18 protein-coding genes are annotated in these 22,781 nt (G+C 42.7%); 11 read left to right on the forward strand and 7 right to left on the reverse strand.

All coding sequences use genetic code 11. The annotated features are described in order from the left end of the window. Positions 1-64 precede the first annotated feature (64 nt). A complete protein-coding gene (gene bchD, locus V7L01_RS04695; RefSeq protein WP_335032387.1) occupies positions 65-2,098 on the forward strand; it encodes a magnesium chelatase ATPase subunit D in 2,034 nt (677 codons plus the stop codon). Positions 2,099-2,155: 57 nt separating this feature from the next. On the opposite strand, the gene V7L01_RS04700 is transcribed toward bchD, so the two are convergent. Next, positions 2,156-2,941, reverse strand: a complete 786-nt coding sequence (locus tag V7L01_RS04700; protein WP_322718266.1) for an RNA polymerase sigma factor SigF — start codon at positions 2,939-2,941, stop codon at positions 2,156-2,158. Positions 2,942-3,845: 904 nt separating this feature from the next. Here V7L01_RS04700 and V7L01_RS04705 point away from each other — a divergent pair. The 9 genes from V7L01_RS04705 to V7L01_RS04745 all read left to right on the forward strand — a co-directional run bounded on the left by V7L01_RS04705 (position 3,846) and on the right by V7L01_RS04745 (position 10,972). Continuing rightward, entirely contained in the window at positions 3,846-4,088 is a 243-nt protein-coding gene (locus V7L01_RS04705) for a hypothetical protein (RefSeq protein ID WP_335032389.1), read from the forward strand. Positions 4,089-4,303: 215 nt separating this feature from the next. Beyond that, complete coding sequence (locus V7L01_RS04710) at positions 4,304-5,032, forward strand: Bax inhibitor-1/YccA family protein (protein ID WP_335032391.1); 729 nt, start codon at positions 4,304-4,306, stop codon at positions 5,030-5,032. A 137-nt stretch (positions 5,033-5,169) separates the two neighbouring features. Then, positions 5,170-6,295 (forward strand): PCRF domain-containing protein gene (locus V7L01_RS04715; protein ID WP_335033152.1). Its coding sequence is split into 2 segments (ribosomal slippage): positions 5,170-5,241 and positions 5,243-6,295, totalling 1,125 coding nucleotides; the frame shifts between segments, so codons are not numbered across the junction. A 126-nt stretch (positions 6,296-6,421) separates the two neighbouring features. Continuing rightward, positions 6,422-7,544 (forward strand): peptide chain release factor 2 gene (gene prfB, locus V7L01_RS04720; protein ID WP_335032393.1). Its coding sequence is split into 2 segments (ribosomal slippage): positions 6,422-6,493 and positions 6,495-7,544, totalling 1,122 coding nucleotides; the frame shifts between segments, so codons are not numbered across the junction. A 332-nt stretch (positions 7,545-7,876) separates the two neighbouring features. Further along, complete coding sequence (locus tag V7L01_RS04725; protein ID WP_104904774.1) at positions 7,877-8,032, forward strand: DUF3285 domain-containing protein; 156 nt, start codon at positions 7,877-7,879, stop codon at positions 8,030-8,032. A 39-nt stretch (positions 8,033-8,071) separates the two neighbouring features. Further along, positions 8,072-8,596 carry an rRNA maturation RNase YbeY gene (ybeY, locus tag V7L01_RS04730; protein ID WP_335033154.1) on the forward strand — a complete coding sequence of 175 codons (525 nt, stop codon included), beginning with the start codon at positions 8,072-8,074 and terminating at the stop codon, positions 8,594-8,596. Positions 8,597-8,752: 156 nt separating this feature from the next. Then, positions 8,753-9,208: a diacylglycerol kinase family protein gene (locus V7L01_RS04735; RefSeq protein ID WP_335032394.1), complete on the forward strand. Its 456-nt coding sequence runs from the start codon at positions 8,753-8,755 to the stop codon at positions 9,206-9,208. A gap of 393 nt (positions 9,209-9,601) precedes the next feature. Further along, entirely contained in the window at positions 9,602-10,201 is a 600-nt protein-coding gene (locus V7L01_RS04740; RefSeq protein ID WP_335032395.1) for an anthranilate synthase component II, read from the forward strand. A 3-nt stretch (positions 10,202-10,204) separates the two neighbouring features. Further along, on the forward strand, positions 10,205-10,972 hold the full coding sequence (locus tag V7L01_RS04745) for an MBL fold metallo-hydrolase (RefSeq protein ID WP_335032397.1): 768 nt from the start codon (positions 10,205-10,207) through the stop codon (positions 10,970-10,972). Positions 10,973-11,071: 99 nt separating this feature from the next. Here the strand turns inward: V7L01_RS04745 and V7L01_RS04750 are convergent, their stop codons facing one another. Then, positions 11,072-12,313 carry an FG-GAP repeat domain-containing protein gene (locus V7L01_RS04750; RefSeq protein WP_335032399.1) on the reverse strand — a complete coding sequence of 414 codons (1,242 nt, stop codon included), beginning with the start codon at positions 12,311-12,313 and terminating at the stop codon, positions 11,072-11,074. Positions 12,314-13,669: 1,356 nt separating this feature from the next. Here V7L01_RS04750 and V7L01_RS04755 point away from each other — a divergent pair. After that, a complete protein-coding gene (locus V7L01_RS04755; RefSeq protein WP_335032401.1) occupies positions 13,670-14,980 on the forward strand; it encodes an aminopeptidase P N-terminal domain-containing protein in 1,311 nt (436 codons plus the stop codon). A gap of 173 nt (positions 14,981-15,153) precedes the next feature. Here the strand turns inward: V7L01_RS04755 and V7L01_RS04760 are convergent, their stop codons facing one another. From V7L01_RS04760 to V7L01_RS04780, 5 genes are all read right to left on the reverse strand, one after another. Then, positions 15,154-15,699 carry a hypothetical protein gene (locus tag V7L01_RS04760; protein ID WP_335032403.1) on the reverse strand — a complete coding sequence of 182 codons (546 nt, stop codon included), beginning with the start codon at positions 15,697-15,699 and terminating at the stop codon, positions 15,154-15,156. Between the two features lie 64 nt (positions 15,700-15,763). Continuing rightward, positions 15,764-17,023: an ADP-ribosylglycohydrolase family protein gene (locus V7L01_RS04765; RefSeq protein ID WP_335032405.1), complete on the reverse strand. Its 1,260-nt coding sequence runs from the start codon at positions 17,021-17,023 to the stop codon at positions 15,764-15,766. Positions 17,024-17,046: 23 nt separating this feature from the next. Further along, on the reverse strand, positions 17,047-19,344 hold the full coding sequence (locus V7L01_RS04770; protein ID WP_335032407.1) for a site-2 protease family protein: 2,298 nt from the start codon (positions 19,342-19,344) through the stop codon (positions 17,047-17,049). A gap of 132 nt (positions 19,345-19,476) precedes the next feature. Continuing rightward, positions 19,477-21,363 (reverse strand): ATP-dependent zinc metalloprotease FtsH2, encoded by a 1,887-nt coding sequence (gene ftsH2 / locus V7L01_RS04775; protein ID WP_335032409.1) that lies wholly within the window; start codon positions 21,361-21,363, stop codon positions 19,477-19,479. 707 nt (positions 21,364-22,070) lie between these two features. After that, the gene (locus V7L01_RS04780; protein WP_335032411.1) at positions 22,071-22,565 is read right to left on the reverse strand and encodes a hypothetical protein; all 495 of its coding nucleotides are present in this window, start codon (positions 22,563-22,565) and stop codon (positions 22,071-22,073) included. Between the last annotated feature and the right edge of the window lie 216 nt (positions 22,566-22,781).

Here is a 22,781-nt window from a genome sequence, read left to right on the forward strand (position 1 = left end):
TCCCTATTCTAAATGTGCCAGAAATTGGTATGCTAAAGGCCGAGACTCGCTATAAAAGCAAACAATGCCTGCGCCTACTATCAACCCCACCATCACTGCCTTTCCCTTGACAGCTGTAGTCGGTCAAGAAGCAATTAAATTAGCCTTGCTGTTAGCCGCAGTCGATCCTGGTTTGGGAGGAGTAGCGATCGCAGGTCGTCGCGGTACGGCAAAATCTGTAATGGCTCGTGCTATCCACGCTTTACTACCGCCGATTGAAGTTGTCAAAGGCTCAATCAGTAATTGCGACCCCAACCACCCAGAAGAATGGGACGATCAACTGTTGGCGGAGTACGCAGACAAAGATATTCAAGATGTACCCGTCGAAATTATCCCCGCGCCTTTTTTGCAAATTCCTCTAGGTATCACTGAAGACCGACTATTAGGTTCAGTAGATGTTGAAAAGTCCGTAAAACAAGGCGATACCATTTTTCAGCCTGGATTACTCGCTACAGCAAACCGAGGCGTGCTGTACGTAGATGAAATTAATTTATTAGACGATCAAATATCAAATCAGCTTCTAACAGTATTATCTGAGGGACGTAACCAAATTGAACGGGAAGGGATTAGTTTTCAGCATCCGTGCAAATCCCTATTTATTGCCACCTACAATCCAGAAGAAGGCGGATTACGGGAGCATTTGCTAGATAGAATTGCGATCGCACTTTCTGCTGACGGTGTACTCGGCTTAGATCAAAGAGTAGAAGCAGTAGAGCAAGCGATCGCTTATTCTAAATCTCCCCAAGACTTTCTCAAACAGTACAACGAAGATTTAGACTCCCTGAAAACCCAAATTATTTTGGCACGGGAATGGTTGAAAGAAGTCATCATCACCCACGAACAAATTGCCTACTTAGTCGATGAGGCCATTCGCGGAGGAGTTCAGGGACATCGCGCCGAGTTATTTGCCGCGCGGGTTGCCAAAGCTGCGGCGGCTTTAGAGGGACGAACAACAGTTAATGCCGAAGATTTGCGCCGGGCTGTGGAATTGGTAATCGTACCACGCGCCACAGTTGTGCAGACACCGCCACCCGAACAATCACCACCACCTCCGCCACCACCTCCGCAACAGAATCAAGAAGAACCCCAGGACGAATCAGAAGAGGAACAAGAAGAACAAGAAGAACAGGAAGAAAATCAAGAGCAAGAACCCCCCAGCATCCCGGAAGAATTTATATTCGATCCAGAAGGGGTAATCCTTGATGACAACGTGCTGTATTTTACTCAAATGGCGAAGCGGCAAGGTAAATCTGGTAGTCGCAGTGTCATCTTTTCCGATGACAGGGGACGCTACATTAAGCCGATGTTGCCCAAAGGGAAAGCGCGACGCATTGCAGTAGATGCCACGCTGAGAGCAGCAGCTCCTTATCAAAAATCACGAAGAGAAAGACACCCAGATAGAAAAGTTATTGTCGAACAGGCTGATATTCGCTCGAAACGCCTGGTACGCAAAGCGGGGGCGTTGGTAGTGTTTGTGGTAGATGCTTCTGGCTCAATGGCCCTGAACCGAATGCAATCGGCTAAAGGTGCGGTGATGCAACTATTGACAGAAGCTTATCAAAACCGCGACCAAATAGCATTGATTCCCTTCCGGGGAGAACAGGCAGAGGTATTATTGCCTCCAACACGTTCTATTGCTTTGGCGCGTAACCGTTTGGAAAGGTTGCCCTGTGGTGGGGGTTCGCCCTTAGCGCATGGTTTAACTCAAGCTGTGCGCGTTGGTTTAAATGCTCAGATGAGTGGAGATATTGGGCAAGTTGTCCTTGTAGCAATCACCGATGGACGGGGTAATATTCCCTTAGCGCGTTCTTTGGGTGAACAGCTAGAACCAGGAGAAAAGCCAGATATCAAAGGAGAACTATTAGAAATTGCTGCCAGAATCCGGGCTTTAGGGATGCAACTATTAGTAATTGATACGGAAAGTAAATTTGTGTCTACTGGCTTTGCCAAGGAATTATCGCAAACAGCAGGCGGTAAATATTATCATTTGCCGAAAGCCACAGATCAAGCTATTGCTGCTATGACCAAAGGTGCGATCGCTGATTTAAAATCTCGATAATTAGTCATTTGTCATTGGTCATTGGTCATTAGTCATTGGATTCTTGACTTAGCACGACTACGATCCAGTTGGCATTACCTGTGGTTGCAAATAGCAAATCAAATCTTGGATTCCCTTTTGCAGATAGCGCGTTACTGTCATTGGACTAGTGCCAATATTTTTAGCAGCATCCTTACGAGAAAGTTCTTTCAAGAATACCATTTCAACTGCCATCCGGGGCTTTTCTTCTAACATATTTATCGCGCCTTGGAGTTGTTGCCGTTCTTCTTCTTGTTGCAGAAGCACATGAGAACGAGGACAAGGAAGTGCCTCACCCAAGGTTATTTGGCAATCAACATAGTTAACTGCGGTTGCATCTAAACTCAAAGGCATCCGGTTTTGAGCAGCTAACTTGGTTTCTTGCCATTCTTGCAAAGATACCCGAAGTTGGCTGGCAATTTCAGCATCCTTGGGCTGGCGGCCTAAAGACATTGCCAAGTCCTTGCGAATCTTTTGCCCTTCATTGTATAATTCTTGCCAACGGCGGGGAATCTTTAATAGAGTACTGCGATCGCGCAAAAAGTGCAGCATCTCACCGCGAATGTATGGCACAGCAAAGGAACTGAAAGCATATCCTTGGCTAGGGTCAAAACGCTCAATCGCCCTAATCAAACCAAAATAACCGATTTGTTCTAAATCTTCATAAGGTTCATTACATTGATGGCTAAATTTATGAGCCATCTTCCGCACTAAGCCAGTATGTAACTGTACAAGTTTATTACGAAGTTTAATAGAAGGATTCTGGTGGTACAAGTGTAATAATTCTATACCATCAGTTCGTAAAGAGGACTCACTTGTTGCCATATACATTCCTTTGTTGTAACTCCTATTTCTGGGAAAATGGAGTTGCGTATATTTTCTTTTAAGCTGTCATTATTTTCCTTACTTAGGGCTGAATAAGCCATCGTCGTTCCACTGAACTTGTGAGGGGTCGAACTCCACATTTCAGTATTTGTACGCATGATTTTGCTAACCTCGCTGTTGCAGGTTATTTTTGTTTTTTAGATAGCTCTTGAATGGCACATAATCTTTAGCTTTTGCAACAAAAACTAGCTATTTATGCTGAAAAATGCATTACTAACCTAATAGCCATCTGTCATACTGAGCGCAACGTGGATCGGCACTGAATTAATCGCAAAAGAGCCGGGGGAATTTTATCTATATAGTACGCACAGCCACTAATAAAGCTCGAAAATCCAAATTGAAAGTTAGGTTGAGGAATAAAACCCAAGCTACAAAAAATAAAATTCCAACTTATTTTTATGAGGATTTGTACTTAATTGGGTATTGACGGACATTTCCATTGAATATTGCTAAAATAAAAACTTTTGAAACTTAGTGGAAAGATAGAAACAGTTTATTGATGTGGAATGGGACGATCGCAGCACCCGCAGTCTTCGCCTCCTCACATCTGAACTAGAAGTACTTTCTCTATATATCTGTGACGGACACTCTGCGGTATCTGGCTACTAGTACCGCAAGGCGGAATTAAAAATTAAAAATTAAAAATTAAAAATGAATACAGCGTAAGCGTTTCATTCATTTGAAATGGGTGGTTTACTTCTGCCGTGCTGTACTAGCGTGATGCACCGGGAAAAACTTGAGCTAGAAAAGTACCAGAAGCCCCTCGCATTGGCATGTCCCGTATGTACTTAACTTTTTTAGAAGGGGGAGAACAAGCGCCAGAGAACCTAGCACAAATTTTTGATTGGGCGGGAAACATCAATTACTTTCTGGAAACCAGCCCAAGAGATTAAATATCTTTACACCAGATGTCAGCGTTATAGAAGGCGGAGTAGTTTCCGATTTTGCTAGAGAATGGCAAGTTTCAGGTAATGATGTGGTGGCGCAGATACAAGAGTCAGTACTGAAAGATGTACTGGAATGCTGTCGGGGAAATCAGCTAGAAGATGCCGATCGCGCTTTTCCACACCAGATTATCAGTAAATAAATGGTCGAGATTATGTGCCATTCAGCAAGAGGTTGCGATCGCCTAAACTTCTAAATTAGGTAAACCACTCTGCTTTGGTGGTGTCAGTCCACAGGATTTGGCTAGTTTTGATCGAGCTATTGAAGCATGTCTTGATTAAATCCTTGGCTGTTAACCGCAAAGATTGGTAACAATAGGAATAAGCAGAACGTTTTCCTAAAAAACAGTTTTTCAATATGAGCAATACCAGTAATTTTCGTGAAGCTATCCGTGAGGCTAAATCTCACGCCCTCGTTGGCCCAAACGTGATTGCCAACGCCCTCCCCTACGTCGGTGGTGGTTTGGTGCTAACCGCATTAGGAGCCTACGGCGGTTTGGGAGTTATCCGTACTAACCCCGCAATATTCTTTCCCACCTTCATTGGTGCGGTGATTGTGGAGTTAATTTTGTTCTTTGTTGCCCAAAATGTTGCCCAAAAAGGTAATAAGGGTCTTGCACTACCTCTGTTGGCAACCTACAGCCTCTTGTCTGGATATACCCTCAGTGGCTTGGTGTATGTCGCTTTGAGATCCCAAGGTGTTGGCATTCAAGGCATTGGTTTAGCTGCCCTTGGTTGTGGCGTTACTTTTATTGCTGCCCGTCAAATTGGTTCAAATCTCTCTGAACAAGATGGGATGGCTTTGACAAAAACCATCAATCTTGGCGTTATCGCCTTGGTAGTTGTGTGCCTTGCCCAGTTCGCCTTTGCCATGTTTGGTGTTTACACGCCAAATTGGCTAGAAATCGCCATCTCCGGTTTAGGAGTATTCCTGTTTGTTGGGGTTTCTGTTGTTGATTTCTACATCTTGCCCCGCACTTACAGCGATGACCAATATCTGCCTGCTGCTTTGTCGATGTATCTCACTTACATCAACTTGTTCGTCTTTATCCTGCGCTTGCTAATTGCTATCAATGGCCGCGATTAATTGTCCATAGACAATAACAAAGGTAAAGTTTTATAAAGTAAAACCGTGGTACATTTTTCAGCAACCACGGTTTTTTCATCGTTTTAATATAGGATATATAGATGAAAGTTATCAGCTTCAAGTGAGTTAAAACCATGTTGGAACTCTTGAACATCAAACGCGAAGTAGAAAGGTTATCAAATATCTTGGCTAAGGCTGAAGGCTGTCTTTGACGTTCGAGAACTGAGTGCAAGAATTGAGAACTTGAATCAATTAGTTTCTCAACCTACTTTCTGGCATAATTCCGTCACTTCCCGTCAGACACTTCAAGAAATTGATTCACTCAACGCTAAAAAGAAACAATATCAGCGATCGCACTTGATTCTAGAAGATATCAAGGCTGCACTAGAACTACTAGAATTATCTGCTGATGAGGAATTGTTGCAAGAGGCACAAACCAACCTTACCCAACTCCAGCAAGAACTCGAAACAATAGAAATACAACAATTATTGTCCAACCCCTACGACCAAAAAAGTGCATTTCTCACTATTACTGCTGGGGTTGGTGGTGCAGATGCTGAATATTGGGCATATATGCTGCTAGGGATGTACTTTAAATGGGGAGAAAGCCACGGTTACAAAATCCTGTTAGTGGAAGAATCTTGCGGAGATTTCGCTGGGATTAAATTTGCCTCGTTGGAAATAATCGGTCGTTATGCATACGGCTACCTTAAATCAGAAACAGGCACACATCAATTACAGCAAATATCCCCCTTGGATGTTACTAACAGCTTGCGGACGAGTTTAGCTAGTGTGGAAGTTATCCCAATATTGGCTGAGTCTGTTGAGTGGGAGATTCCAGAGAAGGATTTGGAAATTACTTTGCGACGCTATCAGGGCAATGTCAACCAGACAGAAACATGGGTGCGGGTGTTTCACATTCCTACTGGGATTAGTGTATTTTGCGACCTAGGGCGCAGTCAGATGCAAAATAAAGAGAAAGCCTTAGCGATTCTTAAGAGTAAACTGTTTGCGATCGCACTAGCCCAAAATGTCCAGCTTGATGAAATTCAACCCCGACAGATAAAAACTCTATCCAACAAGCTCATCCGTGAATATATCTTGCATCCTTACACCAAGGTGAAAGATTTACGTACTAATGTAGAAACACCTGCTGCGACAGAGGTATTAGACGGTAAAATTGATTTGTTTATCAAAGCCTATCTGCAACAGTTAAATCACGCTACTTCAGTGGGTAAAGAAGCGCTTGATAATTTCAAGTAAATTTTGTAATTTATACAAGTAGTGCAGAAAAAATTTGCCCAACTACAGCTAAAATCAAGAAACATAAGTAGAATAAAGAGCAATTTTCCAATCCAAAGCGCTCTATCTATCATTACAGCAAGCACTATGGAAGTTCTAGAACTCAAACGCGAAATCGAAACGTTGTCTGGCCGCCTGGGTAAAACCCAGGACTATCTTTGACGTACCTGCACTGACAGCCAAAATTCAAGACCTCGAAAAAATATCAGCACAGCCAGAATTTTGGGATAACCAAACCCAAGCCCAACAAACTCTGCAAGAACTCAACGACCTGAAAGCCCACCTCCAGCAATACGATCGCTGGCACGCCAATCTCGAAGATACTAAGGCAGTTGTTGAGTTGTTGGAGTTAGAAACCGATGAGGCACTACTCCAAGAAGCAGAATCTACCATCACTAAACTGAATCGTGACCTGGATCAGTGGGAGTTACAACAGTTACTTTCCGGCCCCTATGATGCGGAAGGTGCTGTACTGACGATTAGTGCTGGTGCTGGTGGCACAGATGCTCAAGACTGGGCATTTATGCTGATGCGGATGTACACCCGTTGGGGCGAAGCTCACGGCTATAAGGTAACTTTAGCTGAAGAGTCGGAGGGTGATGAAGCCGGAATTAAATCGGCAACCCTAGAAATTACTGGTCGCTATGCTTATGGTTACTTGCGATCGGAAATGGGTACACATCGCTTAGTGCGGATTTCACCTTTTAATGCCAACGGCAAACGACAAACCAGTTTTGCAGGGGTAGAAGTGATGCCGCAGATTGATAACTCTGTGCAATTGGATATTCCAGATAAAGATTTGGATATCACCACAACTCGCTCTGGTGGTAAAGGTGGGCAAAATGTCAACAAAGTAGAAACTGCTGTGCGGATTGTTCACATTCCTACTGGTCTTGCCGTGCGCTGTACAGAGGAGCGATCGCAGTTGCAAAATAAAGAGAAAGCCCTAAATCGCCTCAAGGCAAAGCTGTTGGTCATAGCTAAGGAGCAACGTGCCCAAGAAATTGCCGAAATTCGTGGTGATATGGTAGAAGCCTCCTGGGGAAACCAAATCCGTAATTATGTGTTTCATCCTTACCAAATGGTAAAAGATTTGCGTACTAATACCGAAACAACAGCGATTGGCGATGTGATGAATGGCGAAATTGATACATTTATCCAAGCTTATCTGCGCCAAGAAAATAAACTAGTAGAAAACACTCCAGCATAATAATTGGGGATTAGTCATCGGTACTAAGTAATTTTTTTACTATTATTTAGTACCTATGATTTATTTTCTGGTATTTGAGAGTTAGGGAACTCCAAAAAATAAATTATCCAATTTTTGGAATCAAAACCACTTTTCTTCCCCCTGCCCCCTGCCCCCTGCCCTAAAAGCGATGGGATATTTATTTTAATTTGGAAGTCCCTTAGCGCTTTGGCGTAGCCCATCGTAGACATCGGCATAGCACCCACGATAAATTCCTTAGCAATATACAGGCGATCGCAATTCTATCCCAGACCAACTGTTACAGTTATAAAAGAGTCTGTGGACAAATAACTATGAGCAACTCTCCTTCAACAGAACCTCAACCTAGCTACGTAAAACTGGCCATGCGAAACATGGTGCGGAAGGGTGGAACTTCCCTGAAGCATTTTGCGTTGACTGCCGTAGGGCTTTTAGCTCTCCTTGTTGGTCTTGCTTATCTAACTCACTAACGACGAATTGTAAACCTCAGACAAGGAGACTGTGTGCCCCTGAGAGTTGAACTATATGTGGAGGATTATTTTTACGAGTTGTCCCCGACAACATCTGTAAAGATTGGGGACACTTATGCCCGAATTACTCCTGAAACTTGGGAAAATTCCTTTAATAGCTGGTTGGAACTACTTCACCCTGATATTCCACCAGCGCCAAGTTATGAAATCGGGCTGCGTTTGACAGATGACTTGCAAATTCAAGAACTGAATGCTCAGTATCGTCAACAAAATAAGCCCACAGACGTTCTAGCTTTCGCTGCTTTAGAAGTTGATTTTCCTCAAAGCAAAGAAATGCTTGCCTCTGCCCCATTATACTTAGGCGATATTATTGTGTCTGTAGAGACAGCACAGCGTCAAGCTCAACAGCAGGAGCATAGCTTACCAACTGAGCTAACCTGGTTAGCTGCACACGGTTTATTGCACCTGTTGGGCTGGGATCATCCTGACGAAGAAAGTTTGGGGCGAATGTTAGAACAGCAAGTAAGATTGCTTAACTCAATAGGTATTGCTATTGACATGTAATAGCAGTAGTTCGTGTATTCCTTAGTGTTAATTTTGGGTAATACTTTTATAATACTTCTGTGGAAAATTGCTTAAAGATTGCCTCAAAGTTAACTCTGCCATTAAGATCGGCGAATATTCCCACTGTAGCAACTCTGTTCTTCTGTTTTTAAGTCTATGTCCCAAAAAATTTCTCCATCACCAACACCCACCTCGTTACAAACACTGGTGTCTAACGAACGGGAATTCTCCTGGAAAGTAGCCTCTAATTTATTTGTTAGTTTTAAATATGCCTGGGCTGGAATCAGCTATAGTTTTCAAACTCAACGTAATTTTCGCATCCACGTAAGTGTTTGCGCTTTAGCGATCGCTTTAAGCGTTTTTTTGCATCTGCAAGCGGTAGAAATAGCGGTAATTGGTATAACTAGTGGTTTAGTTTTGGCATTAGAGTTACTGAATACTGCGATCGAGTCCCTTGTGGACTTAACCGTTAAGCAGACATACCATGATTTGGCAAAAATTGCTAAAGATTGTGCGGCTGGTGCAGTTCTTATCTCTGCTTTGGTAGCGGTGCTGGTAGCTGGTACGCTATTGCTCCCTCCTCTGGTAAGGTTAATTATATCGGCTTTGTAGAGGTGACTTGCGTAGGCATAGCCCCCACTTCTCAACGAGACGCTGGGCGTAGCTTGCTTCCACGAAGTGGTACGGCAGAGCTACGTGACCGCCGCAGGCATCACCAAACGGCTCGGTAAGAGGATCGCACTCTGTCCGATCTCCTTTGGAGAACACATTATAAGCAATTCAAAATTTAAGTAATGCGATGTCTACGACGGGCTACGCCAACGTGCCAAGCGTCCTGGCTAAAGGGTTACTTGGTAATCTTAGGATGTGGCTGGTTGTAGAGTAGCCGCTTTATATTTACGTGTCAGCGTCAGCGTTATTTTTACACCTAGCGAACAAATAGCATGAGATATTTGTCTATGCTTTTTGCAACTGATGAGTGGTAAAAACCAGGAGTGATGAGCTTTGATTATAGTTATCGATAATTACGACAGTTTTACATATAACTTAGTGCAGTATCTGGGAGAATTGGCAGCAGAGTTCCCAGTGGCAGATGATATTAAAGTTTTTCGTAACGACAAGATATCCATAGATGAGATTCGGGTGTTAAAGCCGGAAGCCGTGGTTATTTCTCCTGGCCCAGGTCGTCCGGAAGATGCCGGCATTTCCCTAGAGTTGATTGAACAGCTAGGTCAAGAGTTGCCAATTTTGGGTGTCTGTTTGGGGCATCAAAGCATTGGTCAAGTATTCGGTGGTAAAATAATTCCTGCTCCAGAGTTGATGCATGGCAAAACCTCTCAGGTATCTCACACTGGAGTGGGGGTTTTCCGGGGATTAGAAAATCCTCTAACCGCCACCAGGTATCATAGTTTGGTAATCGAACGTGAGACTTGCCCAGATGTGTTAGAAATCACCGCTTGGGTTGAAGATAACACCATTATGGGAGTGCGACACCGGAACTATCCTCACATTCAGGGCGTCCAGTTTCACCCAGAGAGTGTCCTGACATCTTCAGGAAAACAGTTATTGCGAAATTTTTTGGAACAGTTACAGTCAAGAGCGTAATTAATGAAACGACGACAGTTGATGGGCTATGCTGGGGCGGGGTTAGTCACAGCTTTGGTTACTACCTTAGGTTCTGAATCTCAAGCTGACGCACAATCTAGCGGTTTATCAGTTCAGTGGTTGGGTCATACTTGCTTTCTTTTTACTGGTGGCGGTGCGAAAGTTCTTGTCAATCCATTTCGCGCTGTCGGCTGTACTGCTGGCTATCGTCCACCAAAAGTTGCAGCTGATTTGGTGCTGATTAGCAGCCAATTGCTGGATGAAGGTGCTGTAGACGTACTACCGGGAAATGCAAAACTGATCTACGAACCAGGAGTTTATGAGTTCAAAGGCATTAAGTTCCAAGGAATTGCTATAGACCACGATCGCAAAGGTGGTAGGCAGTTTGGCTCAAATGCTGCTTGGGGTTGGAAGCAAGGCGGAATTAATATTTTACATTTAGGGGGAGCCGCTGCACCCATTTCCATTGAGCAAAAAATCCTGATGGGACGTCCCGATGTGGCATTGATTCCAGTGGGAGGCAGTGCAAAAGCCTACAATGCTGAGGAAGCAAAGCAGGCTGTTCAAGTCTTAAATCCCAAGATAGTGATTCCGACCCATTACCGGACACAAGCCGCTGATAACGCTACGTGCGATATTTCGCCACTTGATAATTTTCTGACCCTGATGCAAGGTATGCCAGTGCGGCGTAGCAACGGAGATAGTATTTCCATTAGCCCTGGTAAATTGCCGGAAAATGGGGAAATTCAGGTTTTGAGTTACAAGTTTTGAGAAGCAGAGGAGTAGGGGAAGCAGGGAAGATTTCTACCTCTTAATTCCTGTACAGACGCGATTAATTGCCTCTCTACTCCTAACTTCTAACTTCAGCTTTTAGAACGTATACCACTCTCCAGTCAGCTTATCTGCGTCGCTGATGGGAGTCTCAACTGCTGTAGTTTCATTTATAGTCCAAATGTTGTCTGTACCTGCTGTCTGATCGCGCCAGTAGATATCAGTCTTGCCATCGCCGTTGAAATCGCCAAGGGATGGTGTCAAGGCCGCGTTATTAGCTGGTAAGAAAGCTTCAGTTGCAACTGTTGTACCATCCATCAACCAAGCAGTGTTCTCACCAGTTGTGCCATTGTGCCAGAAGATATCGGTCTTGCCATCGCCATTGAAATCGCCAATTTTAGAAGTCCAGGATGAGTCAAGTGTACCCAAAGCACCTTCTGTGACTAAGATACCATTCATCGTCCAAACCTTGTTCTCACCAGTTTGAGCGTTTCTCCACAGAATGTCTGTCTTAAAGTCGCCGTTGAAATCACCAAGGCTAGAAGTCCAGGCGGCATCTTGTGATTGTAGAGCAAAGTCAGTCTTTTGCGTACCATCCATAAACCAAGCGACGTTATCGCCTGTTGTCTGATTGCGCCAGAAGATGTCACTCTTGCCATTGCCGTCGAAATCAACAATGGTAGGAGTAAACGCTGCGTCTGTAGTGTCTAAAACAGTTGCATTCAGAACTGTGGTGCCATCCATCTCCCAAATAGCGTTCTCACCGGTGGTTGTATTATGCCAGAAGATATCGGTTTTGCGATCGCCATTGAAATCACCAATCTGAGGACTCCAGGCTGGATCGACGCTACTTAAAGCAGCCGCACTACCAACTTTGGTGCCATCCATCAAGACAACGCTATTCTCACCGGTTGTCTTATTGCGTAATAAGAAGTCGGTTTTGCCATCAGCATTGAAGTCAGCAATTTTGTAATCATAGGCGGATAGGTCATATTGACCCAAAGAACCCTGTTCGACAACTGTTGTTCCATCCATCAACCGAATGATAATCTCACCAGTTGAAGAATTGACCCAAACTTTGTCGGTTTTGCCATCACCGTTAAAGTCAGGAGTAATCGCCGCACTAGTCAAGTAAGGATTAGGATTGGGATTTGCTGACGTTTTAACAGGCGCAGTCACAGGTTCACTTTCTAGTGCTAGTGAAGAACTATTTTTTCCAAACCCAAAATCATAATTTAAACTCTTAAGAGAAGTTGTCAAGATTTCTGATTTTGCAAAAGAATCTGATGCTAATCGAGATGTATTCAAAGCTAAGGGTGAGGAATTTGTACTTTCAGGCATGGTGTATTTTTATTATTGGCTGTCATATGTTTTTAACTTTTTTTGGCAATCTCTTTCTGTAACCAAATAACATTTATCAGCTTTTTAGTATTTTTTTATAACTATGTTTTCTTTATTAATGTCAGTTATTGAAGATAAATCTTTGGCTTAAATGATTATTATCAATTTTTCAAGTTCTATACAAGCAATTGCAAAATATTTTTTGTGCTTTATGTATATGATTATTCATATATAAAGTTTGATTTATTATCTATTTTCTTTGACATTTAAATGTTGTATCAAAAATCTACTTGTATCTTTAACCGTTAATCAGTCAGATAAAAATATCTACACTAGCCGGATTTTTTACAAAGTTACAAATATCGGATCGTAAGTAGTTGGGCGTAAATCAATTAAAGTTTCTAGTAAACGCTTTAGTCCTGTTAATTCTTGTAGGGAGCGATAAATCGTTCACTACGAACTCAAACTTTATTTAATGTTTAATTATACCCAATACGGTTCGGATAAGGTTTTTTGATGACATGCCGCTAATCGCAAAGACGCGATAAATCGCCGTCTTTACAATAATCAGTCCTTTGTAGAGACGGCGATTTATCGCGTCTCTTGCCTTAACCGAACCGTATTGTAATTATGCCTACCTAGTTAAGATAGAAGCGATCGCTACATTATTCCTAATCAATTTGTGTAATCTTGCTTTTATTTTCTTGGCGCTTTCTCAAATATTGGCTGAATACCCACTATTTTTTATTTTGTGAATAAGCTGAGATAAAAAATAACCCTGACTACCAGCTAGAGCTAAATCTGAGCCATCTAATCTAAACCAATAAAAATCAAAAGCTATAGAGTTTTTGCTAGCTAGTACTTAGATGTATTGGGAGCATCTCACCTTTGCAAATATACTTGGCGATTAGAAATCGCGGCTACACAAACCAAGTCCGCCTGCGCGGACTCAAGAAATTGGAAACCCACGGAGGTGGGTTTTGTCTGTATAGCCGCGAATTTTATTCGCCAGGGCTAGATATATTTTTACGAAAGTGAGATGCTCCCGATGTATTTTCCAATGCCGCCAAGTAGAAGATGTAGTTTGAGTTAATTCGAGATGATAAACGTTTAAAAATTATTTCATTTTAGGAATATCCTAAATCATTCGATAACAACAAGATTTTCGAGTTATTTAAAATGTAGAAAATCTGAGTCTTTCGAGATAATTGATTATTCTCCAATAATTTATGGCTTGAGTGGAAACAAATATTGGTTAGAATAACTTAGATTAGCAACTATTAAGAGGCATCATCTGTGCATCTGCTGGTTGCCAAAAGTGTAAAATAACACAATACTTTCATAAATACATCAGCTATGCAAGCAGAATATCGGCAGCGTCGCGAGCAGTTAATGGCAAAAATTGGTGATGGGACAGCCATTTTTCGCAGTGCGCCAATGGCAGTGATGCACAACGATGTCGAGTATGTTTATCGCCAAGACAGTGATTTTTTCTACTTGACTGGTTTTAATGAACCACAGGCAGTAGCAGTATTAGCGCCGCATCATTCAGAACATCGGTTTGTGCTATTTGTCCAACCAAAGGATCGCGAAAAAGAAGTATGGACTGGTTATCTTTCTGGGGTAGATGCAGCTAAGGAAATTTATGGTGCTGATGAAGCGTACCCCATTAGCGAGTTAGATGAAAAGTTGCCGCAGTATTTGGAAAAAGCCAGCCGGATTTATTATCACTTAGGACGCGATCGCACTTTTAATGACCAAATCCTGAGACATTACCAAAGTTTACTGCGGACTTATCCGAAGCGCGGTACAGGGCCGATCGCTATTGAAGATACTGGCCCTGTTCTCAACAGCATGAGATTGATTAAAAGCGAAGCTGAGTTGGAATTAATGCGTCAAGCAGCTGCGATCGCAGTCGAAGCACACAATTACGCCCAAGAAATCGCTGCACCCGGACGTTATGAGTACGAAATTCAGGCGGAGATGGAACGCATTTTTCGAGTGCGGGGTGGAATGGGGCCAGCTTATCCTTCGATTGTGGCCTCTGGTGTGAATGCTTGCGTACTCCATTACATTGAAAATAATCGTCAAATGCAGGATGGAGAATTACTGCTAATTGATGCCGGTTGTGCCTACGGTTATTACAACTCCGATATTACCCGGACATTTCCTGTGGGTGGTAAATTTACGCCAGAACAAAAGACGCTGTATGAGATTGTTTTGGAGGCGCAAAAACAAGCGATCGCTCAAGTAAAACCAGGTAATGCCTTCAAATTAGTTCATGATACAGCAGTGCGCGTTATCACGGAAGGTTTAGTTGAACTTGGCATCCTCAAAGGTGAAATTGATAAGTTAATTGAAGAAGAGAAATATAAGCCATATTATATGCATCGCACCAGTCATTGGTTAGGTTTGGATGTTCATGATGTGGGAGTTTACCAGCACGGTGAAGACAAACCGCAGATTTTACAACCAGGCCAAATTTTGACAGTGGAACCGGGATTATATATTGTGCCTGATACCAAACTAGCAGAAGATCAACCAGAGACCGATCCTCGATGGATTGGCATTGGTATTCGGATTGAGGATGATGTGTTAGTTACATCTGATGGACATGAGGTATTAACTGCGGGAGTTCCCAAGGCAGTGGATGAAGTGGAAAGATAAAAAAATGGGGATGGCATGTACCATCCCTAAGATAATTTAAGCTAAAAAATCATAGTTAAACTTTAAAGACGTGAATTCGACGGAATTAAAAAATATTACACAGGTTGTAGGTTTGACAAAATCATAGCGATCGTTACTTTTGGCACTAAAAGCAATAACAGAAAGTTATTAAATCAAGAACAACCCTCAACAAATTCAACTTCTGGTAGTTTACCTGAGCGAAACTGAGTGACACGCTTACCGTCAGTCTCGAATACCACACGATAATTCTGATTAGAACGGTCTTTCGGGATAAATGTCAAGTAGTGTCCGCCTTGGACATATTTATGAGGTGTGACTTTAATTTGTCCTGGGTAGAGAGACTTGATTTGCGCTTCGGTGTCGCCAATTTTTCCACCTTTAAGGGTAGTAATTTGGGTATTCTGCCGCACATCTACTCTAGAAATGCGACCTTTTGTAACCATAAACAAAAGATTTTTGGGTTCGTTTTGTGGCTTAACATAGTAGCAACTGTTATTCGGCGAATCTCCCGCTAGCTTAGTACCAGCAGCTTTTGCCGCTTGGGAAACAGTCATCCCAACTCTTACCTCTCCGATACCATTGATGGACAATTTCGATTTATTTGTCAGTTTCGCTTGTGCTACAACTGTGCTGGCACTTAGAAAAGAAACTGCCAACGTTAAGGAAGCAAGAGTCAATAATTTAACTTTATTATTCATAAATTGTGCAAATAAAAGTGGGTATATTTTTGTATACAGCATCGATGCTGCCAGTTTCGGATTTTCAAGTTGTTGATTGGCGAAATTCTGATATTACTTCGATCAAACCAACGATATTACGGTTGAATTCAGATAAATCTTCCGCAGGTATCCAATATTCCTGATGTATGGAACCGCCTACAGTTTTTACGGAGTAGCGGCTTAAAAACTCTGCACGCACCTGAAAACGTGTCACATAGCCGATATATCCGGTGTCAGTACTTGCCGCATTCCAGTTACGGGCAATTTGTGCGGCGTATTCTTCGTTAAGTACCGGGTAGAAAATAGGCTGTTCAGGTAGTCGAGGAGGAAATTTGCGATCGCCACTTTCTTTAATCAAAGCCAGTTCTTTTGGCCCAATAGGACGGAAGAGTGCGATCGTTTCTCTATCGCCCTTGGGCAAAGGTTCTCGTGCTTGCACCCATGCCGTGGGAATACCTTCTACACCTGTAGATAGCGCCACAATACCACCCGCGATCGCACAAGTAGTATCTCTATCTCCCAAGCCACTTACAGTTAACCACAGTGCTTCTTCGTAGTTATCAAGGTGTTGTGCAGCACACCATATTGCAAAAGGAACTGTATCTTGTGCTGAGACATGAGTGCCATTTCCCAGCAGAGTAGCTGCTGATTGCACTGATGTGTTTTCCGACAAATTCACAGCCTGATGAATTTTTGCACTCACCTCACTTTCTGGAATATAAGGTAAGACAAGGTTGAGAAAATCTTCTTTGCTGGGTAAAGAATCTTTGAGTCTCCACGCCCAAGCAGCAGCAACTGCTACGGCAATTGCACCAGCGATCGCTTCTGGATGGGTATGAGTGATTTCGGCACTGGCTTGTGCTTGTTTGACAACTAAATCCAAATCTTCGGCAAAGAACGCCCCTATCGGTGCAACGCGCATCGCTGCTCCATTTCCATAAGAACCTTGTCCGTTAAACAGACTACTTGCCAATTTCTGCCAAGATTCGCCATTGCGTATTTGCGTTAACAGCCTGTGCATTGCTGCACCATAACCCCGTTCGCTGTCGTATTGTTTCGCAAAGCTTTCTGCCAGATAATCTTGGTTAATTTCCCCGTATTCTTGGAGAATAGACACAATTGAGAGCGCCATCTGGGTATCGTCAGTGTAGTACCAAGGTGATGCTGGGATGGCACGCGCGATAATTAGACTTTCTGCCACATCTGGATGCAGAAAAAATCGTTCTCCAAAAGCATCACCCACTGATAAACCTTCAAGGGAGGATTGAGCGCGAATTAGGCGAAGATCGTTAGTTGTTGACATAAGTCATTAATAATTGGTTTTTCTCAACTAGGATCTTCCTCATCCATAGTTTTAAAAAGAGTATTTCCAGTTTGTTCATCTGCGATCGCTCCTTGATTATCTCCCAAATGACGACGAATTTCGCTACGTAGCATATACGCTTCTGCTTCTTTAGGATTTAGCTGAATTACATAGTTCGCATCTGCGATCGCACCTTTGTAATCTTGGAGTTTTTGACGAGTATATCCACGAGAGATATAAGCGTAGGTATCTTTGGCATTCAATTTAATAATTGCGTTGTAATCAGCGATCGCTCCTTTATAGTCTTGTATGAGATCGCGAGATTTTGCCCGTTGATGATACGCAATAACATTTTGGGAATCTAGGCGCAAAATCTCGTTATAATCTTGAATCGCGCCTTTATAATCTTTTAATCTATGACGAAAGCTGGCACGAGTCAAACGAGATTCAATATCGTGAGGTTTTAAGCGGATAATTTGGTCATAATCTGCTAGTACGCCTTTGTAGTCATGCAGTCCCAAACGCGCCCGCGATCGCTTTACATAAGCATTTACATCATTGGGATTTGTACGTAAAGCAGCAGTTGTAAGCTCAATTTGTTGTTGTCTATTTTTTCTGATCTGCTCAATTCTTTGCTGAGTATTTTGAGAGTAATAAGTCAATAAAGTTACCCAACTAGGAGCTATAGCTTGCAAAATACCTACCATTCCACCTAACAAGGTTACACAGTATATAACTAATAAAAAAATTCTAGTTTTCCATTTACTACGGGATTCGTGCTGCTGTTGAATCAATCCCTTGACTAAGGCGTATCTTTTACTAAAAGGCAAGTTTCCATATCCAAGTTGCTTCAGATACTTGAAAATGAAATGAAGAATATTATCTCGATCTATGGGTGGATTTCGTTGCAGTTCTTTTTGAAATTTCTGATTAATTTTAGCGCTGCGAAAGCTATTAGGGATGCCCATAGCTATCAACATCGCAAATAACAACATCATTGGACTACCTTTTCCTAGAAATCCCAAGATAATTACACCAAAGACTTTAAATAAAACACCAATGTAAGGAAAACGAGAAAATAGGAGTAAATCAGCAATTTGTCCTCCATCTAGAGGATAAATCGGGAGTAGATTAAACAAGTTTAGAAATATCAGCGTCCAACTTGTTTTTTGTACCCAATCAGGATAACCACTGCCAAAAGGTTCAAGAATCGCCAACCCAATCCCCAAAATTAACCCTGGTAGTGGCCCTGCTAAAGATATCCAAAACTTTTGGCTGAGTGTGGCGTCATCTTTACGGGCAGTTGCTAAAGCGCCTAAAAACGGTACGAATAAAACAGAGGTATCACGATAGCCAAACAGTTTCATCGCCAATAAATGTCCGCCTTCATGGAAAAACAGTACAGCGATGAAAATCACCACACTTTGTGGAGTAAGAAAGCTTGTATAACTGGCGATAAACAACCCTAGACTACCCAACAAAAGCCAAGTGCGAAATTTTTTACCCACCAAACCGGTTTGAGTGTATTCCATTTGTTTAAATCCCTCAACTTCCAGTTCTATAGGGATTTCTTGTAAAATGCTGGAATCAGTTTTGGCTTGTTGTCTGCGTTGCTTGATGATATTTGCTGCTTTCTTGTTACCCTGCGTCATCGGGTTAAGCGATCGCAGGACTGTTAACCAATGTATCTGAAATAACTCTGTTCCCTTGATTGGTGATATTTTCCCCGTCTTGGCTAAGTTCCTAACATAGCCACTCATCTGTATCTGTAGTGCTTGAGCAAAAGACTCTGGTGATAAACCACAAGGTATTTTGCTAGTAGTTAATTGTTTGAGACGATCTTGATGAGTCTGCCATTGTACTGATACTTCGCCGGTATAAACATCCTGAACAATAGTGTTGGGAAACTCACCTATAAGTCCATGCTGTTTGCCGTTGACAGTCAGCAATAAAGTTTTATCCTTAAAAAAGGTATAAAACTCTATATCGAATAAATTGACAGGTTCGGCTAAACGACGAATAACTACTGTGGCATAGCTTTTGAGTGCTTTGTGATATAAAAGAAGTTCCCAATTTGTTTGCTCATAGGCTTTGCTGATTGGTTGATATTGCAAATAGCTGCATGGAAGAAAGCCGAATTGCTCTAGTTCTTTAATGGGAGTTTGAAATAAATCTTTTAAATAGATAGGAACTGTATCAGTCTTGGTAATCTGGTACTTGGGATATTGAATCTGAGATTTGCAAAGTAGTAAAAAGAGAATCAGATAGCGAATAACAATCAGTAGAACGTAAATTGCGATCGGGTAGATTAGGTATTGCATAGCAATATCAAATTTTTAACTATGCTTAGTATTCCCTGACACTACATAAAATAACTTAGGATTACAAATACCTAAAACAAAAATGGGTATAGCCTTTTGACCATACCCATTTCAGTGATTTTAGAACAGTGCTTACAGCTGCGGTACGTACTGCTGTTTCTCAGGTACATCAGCGTACTCAGCCAAAATCTGGCGGAATTCTTCGCCGTCAATGGTTTCTTTTTCGATGAGCAAATCGACTAAGCGATCGGTGGCAGTGCGATGATCGCGGATAAGCTTCTTAGCATTGTCGTAGCATTGTTCAACAATTTCCCTAACTTGAGCATCGATGCGCGAAGCAATGGATTCGGAATACTCAGATCGGGTTGTCCAGTCACGACCCAGAAATACTTCTCCCTGTTGGCTTTCTAAGGAAAGTGGGCCTAAGTTTGACATCCCGAACCGCGTTACCATTTGGCGTGCCATTCCCGACAACTGTTGCAAGTCTCCACCTGCACCAGTGGTAACTTCCGCAGCCCCAAAAATCACCTCTTCGGCAGCGCGACCGCCCAAAGCACCAGTAATCCTCGCTTTCAACTGAGAACGAGAAATTAACCCTTGTTCTTCGTTGGGAGTAAACCAAGTTAAACCTTGTGCTTGTCCTCTTGGGATTAAGGTAACTTTCTGCACTGGGTCGTGGTCTTTTAACAAAGTTCCCACTAAGGCGTGTCCAATTTCGTGGTAGGCAATCAAGCGCTTGCTCTTGCTATCTACCAAAGGAGTACCTTCCATCCCAGCGACTACCCGATCCACCGCATCATCAATTTCGCGGAGGGTGATAGCATCTTTGCGTCTTCTCGCAGTGAGAATGGCGGCTTCGTTAAGTAAGTTAGCTAAGTCAGCACCAGTGAATCCAGGAGTGCGGCGAGCGATCGCATCCAAAGATACACTAGGATCTAATTTCTTGTTCCGCGCATGGACTTGCAAGATTTCCAAACGCCCTTTGATATCGGGTGCATCAACTGTTACTTGTCGGTCAAAACGACCGGGACGCAACAATGCTGAATCTAGTACGTCGGGACGGTTGGTGGCAGCAATAATAATAATGCCTGTATTACCTTCAAACCCGTCCATTTCGGTGAGCAACTGGTTGAGGGTTTGCTCTCTCTCGTCGTTACCGCCACCGATACCAGCACCGCGTTGGCGTCCAACAGCGTCGATTTCATCGATGAAGATGATACAGGGGGCGTTGTCTTTGGCTTTCTTGAACAAATCGCGGACGCGGGATGCACCCACACCAACGAACATTTCCACGAATTCCGAACCGGAAATACTGAAGAAAGGTACGCCTGCTTCGCCAGCGATCGCTTTTGCTAGTAAAGTTTTACCAGTTCCAGGAGGCCCAACTAACAGCACTCCCTTGGGAATGCGTGCGCCTACTGCGGTAAATCTTTCTGGCTGTTTGAGGAAAGTAACGACTTCTTGCAGTTCTTCCTTAGCTTCTTCAATCCCGGCTACGTCGTCAAATTTGACCCCGGTTTTTGCCTCCATTTGGAAGCGGGCGCGGGATTTGCCAAAGTTCATCGCTTGACCTGGCCCGCCGGGGAGGTTGCTAGAACGCCGGAACAAAAAGAACAGCCCAGTAATCAATAAAACTGGGAATATGAGATTGCCCAACAATCCCCAAATTGCGCCATCATTCCGCATGGGGTGAGCATCAAAACTAATGTCTTTTTCTTTGAGCTTGCTAATTAACTCAGGAGCGTTAATAGGCAAATCTACCCGCCACCTTTGGACGCGATTTTCGATGTCTGGATCGCGGGCTTCTATAATTGCTGTCCTACCGCCTTCGTACAGATCCACGCTGGTAACGCGATCGCCATCCAAGTATTCTAGAAAGCGACCATAGGTCATGCGGGTATTAGCTGCATTCTTACTCATGTCAGTAGGAGCGCCTGCAAAGGCCCCTTGCCAGAAGAAAAAGCCAATTACCAAAGCTGGCAACGTCCAAAGTACTAGGACTTTCCAAGAGAATTTCATGTTAATTTGCCTTTAGATGGCTATACAACTCATCAGCCTTAGTAACCGAATGTCGGCTCTGTCACTTTAAGCTGTTAAACGGATGTCTATAAATCCATTTTGTTTAATTCGATCTCTTATACGCACTGCCATAGAGCGATTGGCGCATTATGGCGATGCCAACAAGAATCTTAATCAAAGTTAACTTAATTTTAATACAGCTTGGATTAACCAGCAGAGAATTTGTAGAGAGCCATGAGAGAGAAGCTGCCTAAGCAGCCACTTTGGTGTAGGCTAATACACGATAGAGCAAACTACCTACGAGGTTCCCTAGCGAGCGAGGTGATTTTCTTAGGGCGTGCTACTTTAGAATTCTGAGAGATGGATGTCATAAAAAATACATCTTATTTAATAAAGTTTTTTATTGCAACAGTTACATACCTCGTTGCTAGTAAAAACAAAATTAATCAATCGAACTACAAAAATGACTTCCAAAAGTCTCAAACACTTGACTTTAGCTCTAATTCTTCCTGTTATAAGTTTAGCGTGCGCTGGATAGCCACCGAATAACTAAAGAACAACTGAATTTGCAAGCTTTACTTTATGTGGCAGAGGAATCTTACTGAGAAACTTGTCCCAATTTACTATTGAAATAAAATTAATCCACTAAATATACGGGAGAACAGAAGAGGGTTTCGTGTACCTTCGTCCTCCCTTACCCCAATGCCCTACTTAACTTCTGTAATTTGTAGAGTGTAAGGAAGATACTTACCTTTTTCATAGGAACCAACCCAAATTTGGTAAGTTCCAGCCAGCCATTCACCAACAATACCGGCATTTTTGCCATCAAAATCGTCATTACACCAAGTACCACCGGGCCCCTTGATAATCATGGTGGTGTCTTCAGGACTTTGCACTTGCAGCTTCAGGTAGTCAAATTTACTTGTTAGCGCTAATGTGTGGTCTGGTGTTTCATCAACAAATCCAGTACAAGGGCCAGTGGCTGTTTCACTTCTGGCACCTACTTGACTGCCAGATATTGAACCACCACTCATCCCGCGAACTGTCAGGGGGTCTGGGGAAAACTGAGGGCCAATGGTGACATCTCCAAATATCGTTGGCGCTTCCTGAGCATCAACCGCAGTACTAACTGTCGATGTGATGAAAAGTGTAACTATTATGAACGATAATCTTATCCCTCTATTGAGCGCTTTTGTCGGCATTGTAATTACGTTTGCTTCTAAGTGTTTTTGAAGACATTAATTTTACACACCAAGTTCCCAACATGAGGAGAATTGACTACCTATTTTAGATTTGAAATTGGGGATAATTCATTAGTAATTAGTCAATGATTTCTTGTTCTTATAGTTGCTCTACCTTATGGATAAGGGCGCACGTTTGTGCGCCCCTAAAATCTAAAATATTTCTAAAATCTGGAA

It is taken from the genome of Nostoc sp., assembly GCF_036917095.1.
GTDB lineage: Bacteria > Cyanobacteriota > Cyanobacteriia > Cyanobacteriales > Nostocaceae > Nostoc.

Bases quoted from the DNA above. Each gene is read 5' to 3' on its own strand.
- bchD (WP_335032387.1), top strand. From the start codon at position 65: ATGCCTGCGCCTACTATCAACCCCACCATCACTGCCTTTCCCTTGACA.
- V7L01_RS04700 (WP_322718266.1), bottom strand. From the start codon at position 2,941: ATGGCAACAAGTGAGTCCTCTTTACGAACTGATGGTATAGAATTATTA.
- V7L01_RS04710 (WP_335032391.1), top strand. From the start codon at position 4,304: ATGAGCAATACCAGTAATTTTCGTGAAGCTATCCGTGAGGCTAAATCT.
- V7L01_RS04725 (WP_104904774.1), top strand. From the start codon at position 7,877: ATGAGCAACTCTCCTTCAACAGAACCTCAACCTAGCTACGTAAAACTG.
- V7L01_RS04735 (WP_335032394.1), top strand. From the start codon at position 8,753: ATGTCCCAAAAAATTTCTCCATCACCAACACCCACCTCGTTACAAACA.
- V7L01_RS04745 (WP_335032397.1), top strand. From the start codon at position 10,205: ATGAAACGACGACAGTTGATGGGCTATGCTGGGGCGGGGTTAGTCACA.
- V7L01_RS04750 (WP_335032399.1), bottom strand. From the start codon at position 12,313: ATGCCTGAAAGTACAAATTCCTCACCCTTAGCTTTGAATACATCTCGA.
- V7L01_RS04755 (WP_335032401.1), top strand. From the start codon at position 13,670: ATGCAAGCAGAATATCGGCAGCGTCGCGAGCAGTTAATGGCAAAAATT.
- V7L01_RS04760 (WP_335032403.1), bottom strand. From the start codon at position 15,699: ATGAATAATAAAGTTAAATTATTGACTCTTGCTTCCTTAACGTTGGCA.
- V7L01_RS04765 (WP_335032405.1), bottom strand. From the start codon at position 17,023: ATGTCAACAACTAACGATCTTCGCCTAATTCGCGCTCAATCCTCCCTT.
- V7L01_RS04770 (WP_335032407.1), bottom strand. From the start codon at position 19,344: ATGCAATACCTAATCTACCCGATCGCAATTTACGTTCTACTGATTGTT.
- ftsH2 (WP_335032409.1), bottom strand. From the start codon at position 21,363: ATGAAATTCTCTTGGAAAGTCCTAGTACTTTGGACGTTGCCAGCTTTG.
- V7L01_RS04780 (WP_335032411.1), bottom strand. From the start codon at position 22,565: ATGCCGACAAAAGCGCTCAATAGAGGGATAAGATTATCGTTCATAATA.